Genomic DNA, 16,119 nt, shown 5'->3' on the forward strand with positions numbered 1-16,119 from the left:
AAAACATCTGGAGCGCCAAGTCCGCAATGGATTTGATGCTCTAAAGAGCTCACGCTCAAAGGGTAGTGGCGCAATTGGTAGCGCAGCGGTCTCCAAAACCGCAGGTTGCAGGTTCGAGTCCTGTCTGCCCTGCGCAGTGGCAATCATCTACGGTTGCTCGGCGAATATTCACGTCACGGTGTGTTGTGGTCGATACGACTGCGGCGCACCGTGATTGTTTCAAGTGGGATAATCTGAAACGAGGAATCGGTGACCGAAACGACTGCGAGCAATTCGCATGGCGCTGGGCACAATAAGAAGCCGTCCAAGGTCGGTTTCTTCGCTGGCATTGTCCTCTTCTTCCGCCAAATGGTTTCGGAACTGAAGAAGGTCGTCACTCCGACCCGCAGTGAGCTGGTCAACTACACGTTGGTCGTCATTGGCTTCGTGGTCTTGATGATGTTGATCATTTCCGGTCTGGACTATGTGTTCGGCAACGGATCGATCCTGATCTTCACCAATTCGCCCGAACAGTAACCCTGGACCATTCGCCCCAGACTTCTGGTGAACCAGTAACAGAAAGCAGGAACCGCAGTGTCCGAGCAGGAACACGAACCGCAGGCCACCGAGGAACTCGAAGGCCAGGCAGTAGAGGTCGATACCGATAAGGTGTCGGCCGATTCCGTCGTTTCCGAGGACGTCGAGCAGGCTCCCACGGATTCCGAGGACGCCGAGCAGGCTCCCGAGGATGAAGCCGCCGAGCAGGCTCCCGAGGATGAAGCCGCCGAGCAGGCTCCCGAGGATGAAGCCGCCGAGGAAACCCCGGCAGTGGACCCCATTGAAGAATTCCGCACCCAGCTTCGCCGCCAGCCCGGTGACTGGTACGTCATCCACTCGTACGCGGGTTACGAAAACCGCGTGAAGCTCAACCTCGAGACCCGTAGCCAGACCCTTGGCATGGAGGAATTCATTTATGAAATCCAGGTCCCGATGGAAGAGGTCGTCGAGATCAAGAACACCACGCGCAAGATCGTGCGCCGTGTTCGCATCCCCGGCTACGTATTGGTCCGTATGGAACTTACCGACGCTTCGTGGGGTGCGGTTCGCCACACTCCCGGTGTCACCGGCTTCGTCGGCAACGCCCACGATCCGGTTCCGCTGCGCCTCGAGGAAGTCTTCTCGATGCTTGAGCACACCATCGTGACAGAGGAATCCGGCGAGCACTCCAAGGCTGGTCGTGCCCCTATCACCGAGGTCACCGTCGACTTTGAGGTCGGCGAATCGGTTCTCGTCAATGACGGTCCGTTCGAGACGCTGCCGGCAACGATCAGCGAGATCAAGCTGGAGTCCTCGACCATGGTCGTCTTGGTCTCGATCTTCGAGCGCGAGACCCCCGTGACCTTGTCGTTTAGCCAGGTCACGAAAATCCAGTAACATTAAGGTTTCGTGCCTGGACCCGGACGCTTTACCGGAAAAGGGCACGCTTTCGGCCACCGCGCCACGGTGGTCAACCCCCCGAAGCACGCTCCTGTGCATTGGGGCCAAGCAAAAGAAGAAGGACCCGACATGGCCCCCAAGAAAAAGGTCACCGGACTCATCAAGCTGCAGATCCAGGCAGGCGCCGCCAACCCGGCTCCTCCGATCGGCCCGGCGCTTGGTCAGCACGGCGTCAACATCATGGAATTCTGCAAGGCGTACAACGCCGCCACCGAGTCGCAGCGCGGCAACGTGGTTCCGGTTGAGATCACTGTCTACGAAGACCGTTCTTTCACCTTCATCACGAAGACTCCACCTGCAGCCGAGCTCATCAAGAAGGCCGCCGGCGTCGCCAAGGGTTCAGCAACCCCGCACACCGTCAAGGTTGCCAAGCTGACTCAGGCACAGGTTGAAGAGATCGCCACCGTGAAGATGGAAGACCTCAACGCCAACGACATCAAGGCTGCTGCCCTGATCGTCGCCGGCACTGCCCGCTCCATGGGCATCACCGTAGAAGGCTAAGTAAGCCTTTTGCACCCCGCGAACCTGGTTAATTCCAGGATCGCATCCCCAAAACAACCAAGACGATGCGGAATCCGCCGGGAAAACCCGGTGCCCCGCGTTGCAAGTGGCAGGGTCGCGCGCGACCCAAATATGACCACGACTGCATAAGGAGAAAAAGCAGATGGCAAAGCGCAGTAAAGCATTCGTAGCCGCCGCGGCGAAGATCGAAGAAGACAAGTTCTACGCTCCGGTCGAGGCAGTTGCCTTGGCCAAGGAGCTCGCCTTCTCGAAGGCCGATGAGACCGTTGAGGTTGCCTTCCGTTTGGGCGTTGACCCTCGTAAGGCCGACCAGATGGTTCGCGGCACCGTGATCCTTCCCCACGGCACCGGCAAGACCGCCCGTGTCTTGGTGTTCGCAAACGGCGACAAGGCAGAGGCTGCAATTGCAGCCGGCGCCGACTTCGTTGGCTCGGACGATCTGATCGCCAAGATCGCTGGCGGCTGGACCGACTTCGACGCAGCGGTTGCAACTCCTGACCTCATGGGCAAGGTTGGCCGTCTGGGTAAGGTCTTGGGTCCTCGTAACCTGATGCCGAACCCGAAGACCGGCACCGTGACCATGGACGTCGCCAAGGCCGTCAATGAGATCAAGGGTGGCAAGATCGACTTCCGCGTCGACAAGCACTCGAACCTGCACTTCATCATCGGCAAGGTTTCCTTCGATGCACAGAAGCTTGCAGAGAACTACGCAGCAGCACTGGATGAGGTCATTCGTTTGAAGCCTTCCTCCTCCAAGGGCCGCTACATCACCAAGGCCACCGTGGCTTCGACCTTCGGTCCGGGCATCTCGGTTGACCCGAATGTCACCAAGGTTATTGCTGACGCCTAATAACGTCGCTTTAGAAGCTGCCCCGTTCCCCGCCTCAGGCGCGGAGCGGGGCAGCTTCGTTTAACCTGCAATTCATGAATCGAACGACTAGATCCGCAGAACGGCCCGCCCAATGGCCGCCAAAAGCTGCCCAGGGGTGACGTTCGGTGTCCTGGCCCAAACGCATCTGGTGGCCACCTCGCAGGCGGCAGCAATCTTCGCTCAACACCTTGCTGGAATGAGCGGAGATTCACCAGGTGTCGCTGATCTCGTTTCGTACCGATCGCGACCAAGCCACCGTGCGAGCTGCTTCGGGCCCGGCCTGGGGTGTGATTCTTCTGACCGGTGTACCTGATCATCGGGCTCGTCAGGAACCTGCAGATATCGAGGAAGCCTGTCCTGGCCCATATCTAGTGACAACCCCAATGTTTGGGAATCCATCAGGGTTTCTTAGTTGTGGAAGCTGCCGGAAGTGCTCCCTGCAAATGTGCATCCTTGTCCTAAAAATTGGCGTGAGGGTTCGGTTTGGAGCCGAGGAATGAACGCTTGAATCGAATTTCCCCTGCTCACAGAGGTATTGAGGAAGTTATGTACCGAGGGAGTTGTGGGAACCCATATTCCTGCTAGGATTGAGTGTTCGCAATCTGATTGCGACCCGGTGACATTGTCACCACACGCTCTATGGCGAGGACCCCAAGCCCCGCCCGAGCGTGTACACGCGGCAATGCGTTCCCCCAAGTTGCATTGCCGCTAGACAGGCCCCTCCCTTCCGCTTTCCCCCAAGTTGCGGAACCTGAGGGGCCTGTCGTCTTTTCTCTGAAAGACCACGTGAAGTCGTGGTCATGCCCTGGCTGCAGAGGCGCCACCGGTTCAATTTGGAACCAACGGCCTAGAGCTGTTAGGGTTATTACTACCGAAGACCGTCGGTCGAGGATTGCTGCTTTACGCTGCATGACTCCGAAAGTCCCACAAAGGACGACCTGCGCAGGTGAACGAAGTGAATTTTTCGCAATATTGTTGCGTTCTTTCCGCCCCGTGCATCTGCATGGGGCGTTTTTTATGTCAGTACTCCTGACCGGGCCAGATTGACAGGTTTCAGATCTATACCCCGGAAGGAGTGTTATGGCAACGCCGACTAAGGTTTCCGCAGTTGAGGAAATCACCGCCGACTTCAAGGAGTCGACCGCCGCTGTCCTGACCGAATACCGTGGGCTTACTGTTGCGCAGCTCAAGCAGCTTCGCCGCTCACTTGGTCAGGAGACCAAGTACGCGGTTGTGAAGAACACCTTGACTGGTATCGCAGCAAAGGAAGCCGGCATCGAAGCATTCGAAGGCCAGCTTGCTGGCCCGACTGCAATCGCCTTCATCAAGGGTGATGCAATCGCTGCCGCTAAGAGCCTCACGGATTTTGCGAAGGACAACAAGCAGCTCATCATCAAGACCGGTTTCTTCGAGGGCAAGGCCCTTGACGCAGCCGGAGTTGCCGCACTGGCAGCCCTTGAATCGCGTGAGTTTCAGCTGGCACGTGTTGCCGGTGTACTGCAGGCCCCGGCATCCGCCGCGGTCCGCACCATCGAAGCACTGCGCGCAAAGCTCGAAGAAGCAAACGGTGGCGCTGCTGAAGCACCTGCCGAGGCCGAGGCACCTGCTGCCGAAGCCGCCACCGAAGAAGCCTAAGCTTTCTTCAACCCCTCACTCAAGTAACTTGCGGCACGTATGTGCCGCCGACGGAAAGGCTGCCCACCATGGCTAAGCTGTCCACCGAAGAGCTCTTGGAAGCCTTCAAGGAAATGACCATCATCGAACTCTCCGAGTTCGTAAAGACCTTCGAGGAGACCTTCGAAGTCTCCGCAGCTGCTGTCGCAGTTGCCGGCCCGGCCGCTGGTGCCGCCGAAGCCGAAGAGCAGACCGAATTCGACGTCATCCTCGAAGCTGCAGGCGACAAGAAGATCGCAGTCATCAAGGAAGTACGTTCCTTGACTTCGCTGGGCCTGAAGGAAGCCAAGGAGGTCGTTGACGCGGCTCCGAAGGCCGTCCTCGAGGGCGCAACCAAGGAAGCTGCAGAGAAGGCAAAGGAGGCCCTGGAGGCCGCCGGCGCAACGGTTACCCTTAAGTAACTCTTCGCTTCTTTACCGCTGGCCCACAAAACCAATTGGTTTTGTGGGCCAGCGGTTTTTAACGTCAAATCCCTCAACTCTTGAATTCTTAAGACTTCCTGTGATTCTGGCCGATTATTACTCCCCTGGGCTTTGTGCCATTGATCTTTGGTACCGTAGATAACGGAACTATAACGAAGCCAATGATATGCAGGGGTGAACCAGCGATGTCGAGCAACACAGCCGTACTGAGCAAGGTCCCGGCATCCCCATCGTCCACGAAGCCCGATCCGGTTTCTAAGCCGACGACGAAAAAAGTGCCGCGACTGGCGCTTCTTGATGGGCTGCGCTTCTTGGCAGCCGTGCTCGTGGTGCTTTTCCACTACACCGCTTGGCACCATGGTTTCTGGGGCACCGAAACTGCCAAGGAAGCATGGCCGGTGCTCTCACGCTTCAGTGTCTACGGCAACATGGGCGTCCAGCTGTTCTTTATGATCAGTGGTTTCGTTATTCTGCTCTCGGCCTACGGTAAAAGTGCCGGACGCTTCGTCGGCTCACGCGTTGGCCGGCTGTATCCGGGCTACTGGGTAGCAGTGCTGGCCACTGGCTTCTTGGTCATTGTCATGTGGCCGCAGATAGGTGCTGGCCTAGGCATGAGAGAACTACTGGCCAACCTGACAATGTTCCACCCGGCAATGGGCCTTCGACACATCGACGGTGTCTATTGGACGCTGTGGGTGGAAATGCGCTTCTATCTGCTGATCCTGGTGCTGATAGCCCTTCGCCTGCTGACCGTTCGCGGCATGACGGTGCTAGCCGCGCTTTGGCCAGTGTTCGGGCTTGCAGCCGCACTCACAGGGGAAGACGCCGCCGCAGAGAACCTCATGGCGGAATACGCGCCGTTGTTCTGCGGAGGCATCCTACTGTTCTTGATCTACCGTTTCGGGCATAGCACGCTACGTTGGGCCCTGCTGGGGTTCAACGTCGGAATCGCTGCCTACTTCACGGGTGTCAAGGGGCCGCAGGAAGCAATGGAGCTGGTTGGCTATGAACTTCCGGCCTGGCACTACTGGCTCATCGTGGTCGGGCTCTTCACCGTGGTTGCACTGCTGGTGCTGACGCCCTTACGCAAGGTGCAGTGGAGCTTCATGGCTGTGCTTGGCGCCTTGACCTATCCGGTCTACCTTCTGCACCAGGTCTGGGGCTGGTGGCTCATTGACCACCTAAGCCCGGTACTGGGCCAATACGCGACTTTGCCGTTGGTTATCGGCATCATCTTTGCCGCGGCATTCCTGGTTCAGCGCTTCGTTGAACGTCCGCTAGCGAAACCGCTGGCCACGGCAACCAGCCGAGGCCTTGAGATTATCGGGACCCGACTGGGTCTCAAGAAGAACGAAACTGTGGGTCAGGGTCGCTGATATCGCCCTCGATTGCGCCCAACGCGGTGATCAGGGCGGCCGAATCCACGAAGGCGGAATGGCCGTGCGATCCGGAACCGAGGCAGATCCGCCCCGAAGCAACCGCAAGATCAGCAACCACGGGCCACGGAGTGCTTGAACCCAGCGGGGTAATGGTGCCGCGCTCGTAGCCTGTTGCCGCCTGGGCAGCATCCGAGCTGGGCATGGACAACTTGTTCGCACCGAGCAGCGCACGCAACTTAGGCCAGGAAATCACCCGGTCGCCAGGGATCAGCGTGAACAAGAACGTGCCGTCCTGGCGCTTGAGCACGAGCGACTTGATGATGCTCCGGGGGAGTATGCCCAAGAGTGCTGCTGCCTCGGCCAGGCTGTTGGCTGGCGGCCGGTTCACCACGGAGACCTCAAGCCTGCGGGTTGCCGCGTCGTTCAGCATGCGTTCCACGCCTGCTGGTAGCTGGTCCGTCATAGGTATTAGGAGTCCTTGCTCAGCAGCAGTGCGTCGCCTTGTCCGCCGCCTCCACACAGGCTGACTGCTGTCTTGCCGGAACCGCGTCGATTGAGCTCGAGTGCGGCAGTCAGTGCCAGACGTGCGCCCGAAGCACCGATCGGGTGTCCCAGAGCGATCGCCCCACCATGGATATTCGTCTGTTCCAAGGGGTAGTTCAGGTCCTTGAGCGATTGGCAGGCTACGGCGCCGAAGGCCTCGTTGATTTCAATGAAGTCAAGGTCCCCGGTGCTCCACCCCTGGGTTTTTAGCGCAGCCAGAATTGAATTGGACGGCTGGGAGTGCAGAGAGTTGTCCGGTCCGGCGACCTGGCCGGCGGCGCCGATGGTCGCCAGGATCTTCAGGCCGTGCGCTTGGGCGTAGGCGCGGGAGCTGACGATGACCGCTGCTGCCCCGTCGGAGAGTGGCGAGGAGTTACCGGCGGTGATGGTGCCGTCCGTGGCGAAGGCCGGACGCAAGCCGGCGAGTGATTCAAGGGTGGTTGCCGGCCGGATGCCTTCATCGGTATCGATGAGCAGGTCAGCGCCCTTGCGCTGCGCGATGCTGACCGGCACGATCTCCTCGGCAAAGACCCCGGAAGCGGCGGCTGCGGCGGCTCGTTGGTGTGATGCCGCGGCCACCTCGTCCTGCTGTGTACGGTTCAGTCGGAGTTCGGTGTTCTTGGTTTCGGTGCTAACCCCCATGGAATTTCCATCGAAGGCATCGGTGAGACCGTCGTTGGCCACCGAATCGATCGCGGTGATGTTTCCGTACGTCCAGCCTTGGCGAGATCCCGGCAGTAGATGCGGAGTCTGTGACATGGATTCCTGGCCGCCAGCCACCACTACCTCTGCGTTGCCCACCCGAATGAGGCGTGCAGCATCGGTGATGGCGGCCAATCCGGAGAGACAGACCTTGTTCAACGTGATGGCATTGACGTTCCAGCCGATACCTGCGGCAATGGAGCTTTGGCGTGCAGGATTTTGCCCGCAACCCGCTTGGACCACGTGGCCCATGATCACTGCCTGCACGTCCTTGACCGCGACTCCGGAGCGGTCCAGAGCCCCACGGATCGCCGCAGCGCCGAGCTGTACGGCGCTGAGCGTGGCAAGTTGGCCGTTAAGGCGGCCAAAGGCGGTGCGTGCGCCGGCGAGTATGACTGCGTCACGAGGTGAGGACATGATTGAAGATCTCGCTTTCAAGGGCTGTTGTGTTTCAACGCTTGCTTCTAGACTATCGCGCTGTGCTGTGCGCCACAGCCGCTATCTCACTAGTGATGAGGATCTCCCTTATGCCCTTCCTTGGGTGGTCGGGTTGCATGGGGAGTGGTGGACATGGTAAGTCGCATGGTGTAACGTGGAGATTTGCGTCTTCTCTTTTCATCTCCGGCCTTCATATAGCGGTAGGCCTGCTCAGCGGTGCTGTGATCAGTAAAACTCTTCACGGGGAGACGACGCCGGAAACCTGACGGTCTGTGGAAGGATCCATCTTGGTCGCCTCGAGCACCTCTAACAATCAAACCGCTAGTTCGGCCCGCAGCGCGGAATATGCTGGCCGACTTTCTTTTGCAAAAATTCACGAACCACTTGACGTCCCCAATCTCTTGGCGTTGCAGACCGAGAGCTTCGACTGGCTCATCGGCAGCGAGCGCTGGAAGAACCGTCTGGCACACGCCCAGACCATTGGTGACACCAGTGTAGCCAGTGTCTCTGGCCTGGCCGAGATCTTTGAAGAGATCTCCCCGATTGAAGACTTCCAGGAGACCATGTCCCTGAGCTTCACCGAGCCGGAATTTGCGGATCCCAAGTACACCATGGCCGAGTGCAAGGACCGCGACGCAACGTACGCGGCTCCGTTGTACGTTAAGGCCGAGTTCATGAACAACAACACGGGCGAAATCAAGCAACAGACCGTGTTCATGGGCGATTTCCCGCTGATGACCGACAAGGGCACCTTCATCATCAACGGCACCGAGCGTGTCGTGGTGTCACAGCTCGTTCGTTCTCCCGGCGCCTACTTCGAGCGCACCCCGGACAAGACCAGTGACAAGGACATCTTCACCGCGAAGATCATCCCGTCGCGTGGTGCCTGGTTCGAACTCGAAATCGACAAGCGCGACCAGGTCGGCGTCCGCCTCGACCGCAAGCGTAAGCAGTCGGTCACGGTCCTGTTGAAGGCCCTTGGCTGGAGCGAAGGCCGCATCCTCGAGGAGTTCGGACAGTACGACTCGATCCGCGCCACCTTGGAGAAGGACACCACCGATACCCAGGAAGAAGCACTCCTGGATATCTACCGTAAGCTCCGCCCGGGCGAGCCGCCGACAGTCGATGCCGCACAGGCATTGCTGAACAACCTCTACTTTGAGGCCAAGCGCTACGACCTGGCCAAGGTTGGTCGTTACAAGATCAACCGCAAGCTTGGCGTCGATACACCGCTGAACAGCCCCGACGCCTCGGTGCTGAACATCGATGACATCGTCGCAATGATCAAGTTCCTGGTCGCGCTGCACGCCGGCGATAAGACCACCCCGGGCATCCGCAACGGCAAGCCCGTCGACTTGACCGTGAGCGTCGATGACATCGACCATTTCGGAAACCGTCGCATCCGCGCCGTTGGCGAATTGATCGAGAACCAGATCCGCACGGGCCTGTCCCGTATGGAGCGTGTTGTACGTGAGCGTATGACCACTCAGGACGTCGAAGCAATCACTCCGCAGACGCTGATCAACATCCGTCCGGTTGTTGCAGCGATCAAGGAGTTCTTCGGAACTTCGCAGCTCTCGCAGTTCATGGACCAGAACAACCCGCTGGCCGGTCTGACGCACAAGCGTCGTCTTTCCGCGCTGGGCCCGGGCGGTCTGTCCCGTGACCGTGCAGGCATGGAAGTCCGAGACGTTCACCCGTCCCACTACGGACGTATGTGCCCCATTGAGACCCCTGAAGGACCGAACATTGGTCTGATCGGCTCGTTGGCTACCTACGGTCGCATCAACGCCTTCGGCTTCATCGAAACCCCGTACCGCCAGGTCATCAACGGCCAGGTCACCGGTCAGATCGATTACTTGACCGCCGATGATGAGCTGGACCACTTCATTGCACAGGCTAACGCCCCGCTGAGCGAGGATGGCCACTTCATTGAAGAAGGCGTTCTGGTTCGTGAAAAGGGCGGCGGCGGCGAGCCCGTCATCGCCGAGCCGGGCGAAATCGCCTACATGGACGTTTCCCCGCGCCAGATGGTTTCTGTGGCAACTGCCCTGATTCCGTTCCTCGAGCACGACGATGCTAACCGCGCCCTCATGGGTGCGAACATGCAGCGTCAGGCCGTGCCGTTGTTGGCCTCCGAGTCCCCACTTGTGGGCACCGGCATGGAGAAGTTCGCGGCGGTGGATGCTGGCGACTCCGTCATTGCCACCGCCGGCGGCGTCGTCTCCGAGGTCTCGGCCGACCTGGTCACCGTCATGAACGACGACGGCACCGAGGCTGCTTACCCGATCATGAAGTTTGCTCGCTCGAACCAGGGCAACGCATACAACCAGCGCGTGATGGTCTCCGAAGGCGATCGGGTTGACTACAACTCGATCATCGCCGACGGCCCGTCCACGGACAAGGGCGAGCTCGCCCTGGGCAAGAACCTCCTCGTGGCGTTCATGTCCTGGGAAGGGCACAACTTCGAGGATGCGATCATTCTGTCGCAGCGCATGGTCTCTGACGATGTGCTCACCTCGATCCACATCGAAGAGCACGAAGTCGATGCCCGCGACACCAAGCTTGGTGCCGAGGAAATCACCCGCGACATCCCGAACGTCTCCGAGGAGATCTTGGCGCAGCTCGACGAGCGCGGCATCATCCACATCGGTGCCGAGGTTGAGGCCGGCGACGTCCTCGTTGGCCGTGTCACGCCCAAGGGCGAGACCGAGCTGACCCCGGAAGAGCGCCTGCTGCGCGCGATCTTCGGTGAGAAGTCCCGCGAAGTTCGCGATACTTCCCTGAAGGTTCCGCACGGTGAGTCCGGCGTGGTCATCGGTGTTCGCATCTTCGATCGCGACAACGACGACGATCTGCCTCCGGGCGTCAACCAGCTGGTCCGCGTGTACGTGGCCCAGAAGCGCAAGATCACCAATGGTGACAAGCTTGCCGGCCGCCACGGTAACAAGGGCGTCATCTCCAAGATCCTTCCGATCGAAGATATGCCGTTCTTGGAAGACGGTACCCCCGTCGACATCGTGTTGAACCCGTTGGGCGTCCCGGGCCGTATGAACGTCGGCCAGGTCCTGGAAATTCACCTGGGCTGGGCCGCGAAGCAGGGTTGGAAGATCGAGGGCGAGCCCGAGTGGATCAAGAACCTGCCGGCACTGCCGCGCGAGGTCGAGTCCACGACCGTCTCCACCCCGGTATTCGATGGTGCCTCGGAAGACGAGATTCGCGGACTGCTGGACCACACCGCGGTGACCCGTGATGGTGTCCGGTTGGTCGGCAACTCCGGCAAGGCCAAGATGTTCGATGGCCGCTCCGGCGAGCCGTTCCCGGATCCTGTATCCATTGGCTACATGTACATCTTGAAGCTCCACCACCTGGTGGACGACAAGATCCACGCCCGCTCCACCGGCCCGTACTCCATGATCACCCAGCAGCCGCTGGGTGGTAAGGCACAGTTCGGTGGCCAGCGCTTCGGTGAGATGGAAGTGTGGGCCCTGGAGGCCTACGGTGCCGCCTACACCCTGCAGGAACTGCTCACGATCAAGTCGGATGACATCCACGGTCGTGTGAAGGTCTACGAGGCGATTGTTAAGGGCGAGAACATCCCGGAGCCTGGCGTTCCGGAATCGTTCAAGGTCCTGATCAAGGAAATGCAGTCGTTGTGCCTGAACGTCGAGGTCCTCGGAACCGACGGTCAGACCATCGAAATGCGAGACTCGGACGAAGAAGTCTTCCGGGCAGCGGAAGAACTCGGCATCGATCTTTCCAGGTCGGAACCGAACTCCGTCGAAGAGGTTTAGTTCCGCGCAGTGGCCTTCCGTGCTTTCGGGGGCGGGCACCGGCAACACCGGTCAGTCCGCCCCGAGCACGGGACCACGGCACACGAACTGGATTTCTTTCAGACCCAACGGTGGGCGTCGATCCGCATGGACCGGCAATTCACCCACCACATTAGACTTCAGAGAACTTAGAAGAGAGATAAGGACCATATGTCCAGCGAATCCTCATTCGGCCTCATGCGCATCGGCCTGGCAACTGCGGACGAGATCCGCGGGTGGAGCTACGGCGAGGTAAAGAAGCCCGAAACCATCAACTACCGCACACTCAAGCCGGAAAAGGACGGTCTTTTCTGCGAAAAGATCTTCGGTCCCACCCGTGACTGGGAGTGCAACTGCGGCAAGTACAAGCGTGTGCGTTTCAAGGGCATCATTTGCGAACGCTGTGGTGTCGAAGTTACCCGCGCCAAGGTACGTCGTGAACGCATGGGTCACATCGAGCTCGCCGCTCCAGTGACCCACATCTGGTACTTCAAGGGCGTTCCCTCGCGCTTGGGCTACCTGCTTGACCTGGCTCCGAAGGATCTTGAGAAGATCATTTACTTCGCCGCCTACATGGTCACCGCCGTTGATGAAGAGCGTCGTCACGCCGAGCTGCCAAACCTCCAGGCTCAGCACGATCTGGAACGTAAGCAGCTGGTTGATACCCGCGACTCCGACATTGCCGCCATTGCCCGTGAACTCGAGGACCAGCTTGCTGCCCTCGAAGCCGCAGGTGCCAAGGCAGCAGAGAAGAAGAAGACCCGCGACCTCGCGGACAAGACGATGGCCCAGGTGCGTAAGCGCGCCGACGCCGATATCGAGCGTCTTGACCAGGTCTGGGACCGTTTCAAGAACCTGAAGGTCGCTGACCTTGAGGGTGATGAAGGCCTGTTCCGTTCGCTGCGCGAACGCTACGGACTGTACTTCGAGGGCTCCATGGGCGCCGAAGCCATCAAGAAGCGTCTCGAGTCTTTCGACATGGAAGCAGAAGCGGAGATCCTCCGCGAGATCATTGAGAACGGTAAGGGCCAGCGCAAGACGCGTGCCCTGAAGCGCCTCAAGGTCGTCAACGCCTTCCTGACCACGACCAACTCCCCGTTGGGCATGGTCCTGGACGCCGTTCCGGTGATCCCGCCGGAGCTTCGCCCGATGGTACAGCTGGACGGTGGCCGCTTTGCGACCTCCGACCTCAACGACCTGTACCGCCGCGTGATCAACCGCAACAACCGCCTCAAGCGTTTGTTGGATCTGGGCGCGCCGGAAATCATCGTGAACAACGAAAAGCGCATGCTGCAGGAAGCTGTTGACTCGCTCTTCGATAACGGTCGTCGTGGCCGTCCGGTGACCGGTCCGGGTAACCGTCCGCTGAAGTCCCTGAGCGACATGCTCAAGGGCAAGCAGGGACGCTTCCGCCAGAACCTCCTCGGCAAGCGTGTTGACTACTCGGGCCGTTCGGTCATCGTGGTTGGCCCGCAGCTGAAGCTGCACCAGTGTGGTCTGCCTAAGCAGATGGCTCTGGAGCTCTTCAAGCCGTTCGTGATGAAGCGCCTGGTTGACCTCAACCACGCACAGAACATCAAGAGCGCCAAGCGTATGGTCGAGCGTTACCGCCCGCAGGTTTGGGATGTTCTCGAAGAGATCATCACCGAGCACCCGGTGCTGCTTAACCGTGCACCTACCCTGCACCGTTTGGGCATCCAGGCGTTCGAACCTCAGCTGGTTGAAGGTAAGGCCCTTCAGCTGCACCCGCTGGTTTGTGCCGCATTCAACGCTGACTTCGACGGTGACCAGATGGCAGTACACCTGCCGCTGAGCCCCGAAGCTCAGGCCGAGGCCCGGATCTTGATGCTCTCGAGCAACAACATCCTCAAGCCTTCGGATGGTCGCCCGGTTGCCCTGCCTTCGCAGGACATGATCATTGGTCTGCACCACTTGACCACCAAGCGTCTCGACGAGAAGGGCGCCGGTCGTGCGTTCTCCTCGGCGGCCGAAGCCATCATGGCGATGGACCGCGGCGAGCTGCACCTGAACTCGCCGGTCAAGATCCGTGTGTCGGGCTTCGTCCCGTCCGCTGATCAGCCGGCTCCGGAAGGCTGGGTTGAGGGCGCCGATGCGCTCATCGATACCTCGCTGGGACAGGTCATGTTCAATGAGACACTGCCGTCGGACTACCCGTGGGTTGAGCGCGTTGCTGGTAAGGATGCGCTCTCGGACATCGTCAACGACTTGGCCGAGCGTTACCCGAAGGTTGTTACCGCGGCAACGCTGGATAACCTGAAGGACGCTGGCTTCAAGTGGGCTACCCGCTCGGGTATCACCGTGGCCATCTCCGACATCACCTCGAACATGGACAAGACTGCAATTCTTGCCCCGTACGAGATCAAGGCAACTCGCGTCCAGTCGCAGTACGACAAGGGCCTGATTGCCGACTCGGAGCGTCGTCAGGACCTGATCGACATCTGGACCAAGGCAACCGATGAGGTTGCTGCGGCGATGCAGGCAGGCATGGAAGAGTTGAACACCATTAACCGCATGGTGACTTCCAAGGCTCGTGGTAACTGGCTGCAGTTGCGCCAGATTGCCGGTATCCGTGGTCTGGTGTCCAACCCTAAGGGCGAGATCATCCCGCGTCCGATCAAGTCTTCCTACCGTGAAGGCCTGTCGGTTCTCGAGTACTTCATCGCGACCCACGGTGCCCGTAAGGGCCTGGCGGATACCGCGCTGAAGACCGCCAACTCGGGTTACTTGACCCGTCGTCTGGTGGACGTCTCGCAGGATGTCATCGTTCGCGAACAGGACTGCGGCACGAGCCGTGGCCTGAACGTGCCGATCGCCTACACCGACGAGATCGGTACCGTGCGTATGCACGAAACGGTCGAGAACTCGGCGTACACCCGTACGTTGGCCACTGACGTGACCGACGCCTCGGGCAAGGTACTGGCAAGCGGCGGATCTGACGTGGGTGACGTGGTCATCGACGAACTGTTCGCAGCCGGTGTCACCGATATCAAGGTCCGCTCCGTGCTGACCTGTGAGTCGGCAGTCGGAACCTGTGCACTTTGCTACGGCCGTTCGTTGGCCAGTGGCAAGACGGTGGACATTGGTGAGGCAGTGGGCATTATTGCCGCACAGTCCATTGGTGAGCCAGGTACCCAGCTGACCATGCGTACCTTCCACACCGGTGGCGCTGCCTCCGCGGAAGATATCACCCAGGGTCTGCCCCGTATCCAGGAGCTCTTCGAGGCACGTACCCCCAAGGGTGTTGCCCCGATCTCCGAGGTTGCAGGACGCGTGACCATCGAGGACTCCGAGAAGCAGCTGCGCATCGTGATCACTCCGGACAACGGCGACGAAGAAATCGCCTACCCGGTGTTGCGTCGTGCACGTCTGTTGGTTATCGAGGGCGAATCCGTCACCGTTGGCCAGCAGCTTGTTGCCGGTGCTATCGATCCGAAGCAGGTACTGCGAGTTCTTGGCCCGCGTGAGGCGCAGAAGTTCCTCGTTCGCGAAGTCCAGGAGGTCTACCAGTCCCAGGGCGTGGGCATCCACGATAAGCACGTGGAAGTCATCGTCCGCCAGATGCTGCGTCGCATCACCGTCATCGAGTCGGGCGAAACCGACTTGCTGCCGGGCGAGCTTGCAGACAAGGCACGTTTCCAGTCGGAGAACCGCAAGGCTGTCTCCGAGGGCAAGCGTCCGGCCTCCGGTCGTGACGAGCTGATGGGTATTACCAAGGCTTCCTTGGCTACCGATTCCTGGCTCTCGGCTGCATCCTTCCAGGAGACCACGCGTGTCCTGACCCAGGCCGCAATGGAAGGCAAGTCCGATCCATTGCTCGGCCTGAAGGAAAACGTGATCATCGGTAAGCTGATCCCGGCCGGTACCGGTCTGGATCGCTACACCCAGGTGAACGTGGAACCGACCGAGGCAGCGAAGGCTTCGCTGTTCACCGGCCAGTCCGCATTCTCCACTGGCATGGACTACGAAGGTTTGGAGCCGGGCCTGAGCCCGGAATTCCATGCCATCGCCATGGATGACTACGATCTGGGCAGCGATTTTCGCTAAGGCGTAAGGGCAGTTGACCGACCGCGTCGGTCGACTGCCCCCGCAACAGAAGCCGGCCCGTGCCGTGCTTCCCGTACCTCGCAGGAGGAATAGGGAAGTGCGGTGCGGGCCGGCTTTTTTGTGTTCAGCTTTGCCAGAATGACCACGGCGTGAAAACGACTGCCTTCAGGCCTAGGAACCATGTCCCAAAGACTGGGCAGCAGACCGCCGGACAA

General features: G+C 59.8%; 11 protein-coding genes and 1 tRNA gene. 10 read left to right on the top strand and 2 right to left on the bottom strand.

Annotation, left to right across the window (positions count from 1 at the left end; genetic code table 11):
• Positions 1–59 precede the first annotated feature (59 nt).
• The 8 genes from ADIAG_RS08870 (at position 60) to ADIAG_RS08905 (ending at position 6,341) form a co-directional block, all read left to right on the top strand.
• Positions 60–132, top strand: a tRNA-Trp gene (locus ADIAG_RS08870).
• 117 nt (positions 133–249) lie between these two features.
• Entirely contained in the window at positions 250–516 is a 267-nt protein-coding gene (gene secE, locus ADIAG_RS08875) for a preprotein translocase subunit SecE (protein ID WP_007271009.1), read from the top strand.
• A gap of 57 nt (positions 517–573) precedes the next feature.
• Positions 574–1,413 carry a transcription termination/antitermination protein NusG gene (nusG, locus tag ADIAG_RS08880; protein ID WP_007271010.1) on the top strand — a complete coding sequence of 280 codons (840 nt, stop codon included), beginning with the start codon at positions 574–576 and terminating at the stop codon, positions 1,411–1,413.
• A gap of 132 nt (positions 1,414–1,545) precedes the next feature.
• Positions 1,546–1,977 (top strand): 50S ribosomal protein L11, encoded by a 432-nt coding sequence (gene rplK / locus ADIAG_RS08885; RefSeq protein WP_007271011.1) that lies wholly within the window; start codon positions 1,546–1,548, stop codon positions 1,975–1,977.
• A 163-nt stretch (positions 1,978–2,140) separates the two neighbouring features.
• The gene (gene rplA / locus ADIAG_RS08890) at positions 2,141–2,848 is read left to right on the top strand and encodes a 50S ribosomal protein L1 (RefSeq protein WP_007271012.1); all 708 of its coding nucleotides are present in this window, start codon (positions 2,141–2,143) and stop codon (positions 2,846–2,848) included.
• 1,101 nt (positions 2,849–3,949) lie between these two features.
• Positions 3,950–4,504 (top strand): 50S ribosomal protein L10, encoded by a 555-nt coding sequence (rplJ, locus tag ADIAG_RS08895; protein ID WP_007271013.1) that lies wholly within the window; start codon positions 3,950–3,952, stop codon positions 4,502–4,504.
• Between the two features lie 68 nt (positions 4,505–4,572).
• On the top strand, positions 4,573–4,944 hold the full coding sequence (rplL, locus tag ADIAG_RS08900; RefSeq protein WP_007271014.1) for a 50S ribosomal protein L7/L12: 372 nt from the start codon (positions 4,573–4,575) through the stop codon (positions 4,942–4,944).
• A gap of 206 nt (positions 4,945–5,150) precedes the next feature.
• Entirely contained in the window at positions 5,151–6,341 is a 1,191-nt protein-coding gene (locus tag ADIAG_RS08905; RefSeq protein ID WP_007271015.1) for an acyltransferase family protein, read from the top strand.
• On the opposite strand, the gene ADIAG_RS08910 is transcribed toward ADIAG_RS08905, so the two are convergent.
• Both ADIAG_RS08910 and ADIAG_RS08915 read right to left on the bottom strand, forming a co-directional pair.
• Positions 6,307–6,807 carry an aminoacyl-tRNA deacylase gene (locus ADIAG_RS08910; RefSeq protein ID WP_007271016.1) on the bottom strand — a complete coding sequence of 167 codons (501 nt, stop codon included), beginning with the start codon at positions 6,805–6,807 and terminating at the stop codon, positions 6,307–6,309. The two genes, ADIAG_RS08905 and ADIAG_RS08910, sit on opposite strands and share 35 nt — an antisense overlap.
• A 5-nt stretch (positions 6,808–6,812) precedes the next feature.
• The gene (locus ADIAG_RS08915; protein WP_007271017.1) at positions 6,813–8,006 is read right to left on the bottom strand and encodes an acetyl-CoA C-acetyltransferase; all 1,194 of its coding nucleotides are present in this window, start codon (positions 8,004–8,006) and stop codon (positions 6,813–6,815) included.
• Positions 8,007–8,314: 308 nt separating this feature from the next.
• Here ADIAG_RS08915 and rpoB point away from each other — a divergent pair, with 308 nt between their 5' ends.
• Positions 8,315–11,821 (top strand): DNA-directed RNA polymerase subunit beta, encoded by a 3,507-nt coding sequence (gene rpoB, locus ADIAG_RS08920; protein WP_007271018.1) that lies wholly within the window; start codon positions 8,315–8,317, stop codon positions 11,819–11,821.
• Between the two features lie 189 nt (positions 11,822–12,010).
• Positions 12,011–15,904, top strand: coding sequence for a DNA-directed RNA polymerase subunit beta' (locus tag ADIAG_RS08925; protein WP_007271019.1), 3,894 nt, complete (start codon positions 12,011–12,013; stop codon positions 15,902–15,904).
• Positions 15,905–16,119: the final 215 nt, after the last annotated feature.

Source organism: Paeniglutamicibacter gangotriensis Lz1y, from assembly GCF_000348945.1.
Classification (GTDB): domain Bacteria; phylum Actinomycetota; class Actinomycetes; order Actinomycetales; family Micrococcaceae; genus Paeniglutamicibacter; species Paeniglutamicibacter gangotriensis.

Coding starts and splice junctions, on each gene's coding strand:
- rplK (WP_007271011.1), top strand. CDS start 1,546: ATGGCCCCCAAGAAAAAGGTCACCGGACTCATCAAGCTGCAGATCCAG.
- rplA (WP_007271012.1), top strand. CDS start 2,141: ATGGCAAAGCGCAGTAAAGCATTCGTAGCCGCCGCGGCGAAGATCGAA.
- rplJ (WP_007271013.1), top strand. CDS start 3,950: ATGGCAACGCCGACTAAGGTTTCCGCAGTTGAGGAAATCACCGCCGAC.
- rplL (WP_007271014.1), top strand. CDS start 4,573: ATGGCTAAGCTGTCCACCGAAGAGCTCTTGGAAGCCTTCAAGGAAATG.
- ADIAG_RS08905 (WP_007271015.1), top strand. CDS start 5,151: ATGTCGAGCAACACAGCCGTACTGAGCAAGGTCCCGGCATCCCCATCG.
- ADIAG_RS08910 (WP_007271016.1), bottom strand. CDS start 6,807: ATGACGGACCAGCTACCAGCAGGCGTGGAACGCATGCTGAACGACGCG.
- ADIAG_RS08915 (WP_007271017.1), bottom strand. CDS start 8,006: ATGTCCTCACCTCGTGACGCAGTCATACTCGCCGGCGCACGCACCGCC.
- ADIAG_RS08925 (WP_007271019.1), top strand. CDS start 12,011: ATGTCCAGCGAATCCTCATTCGGCCTCATGCGCATCGGCCTGGCAACT.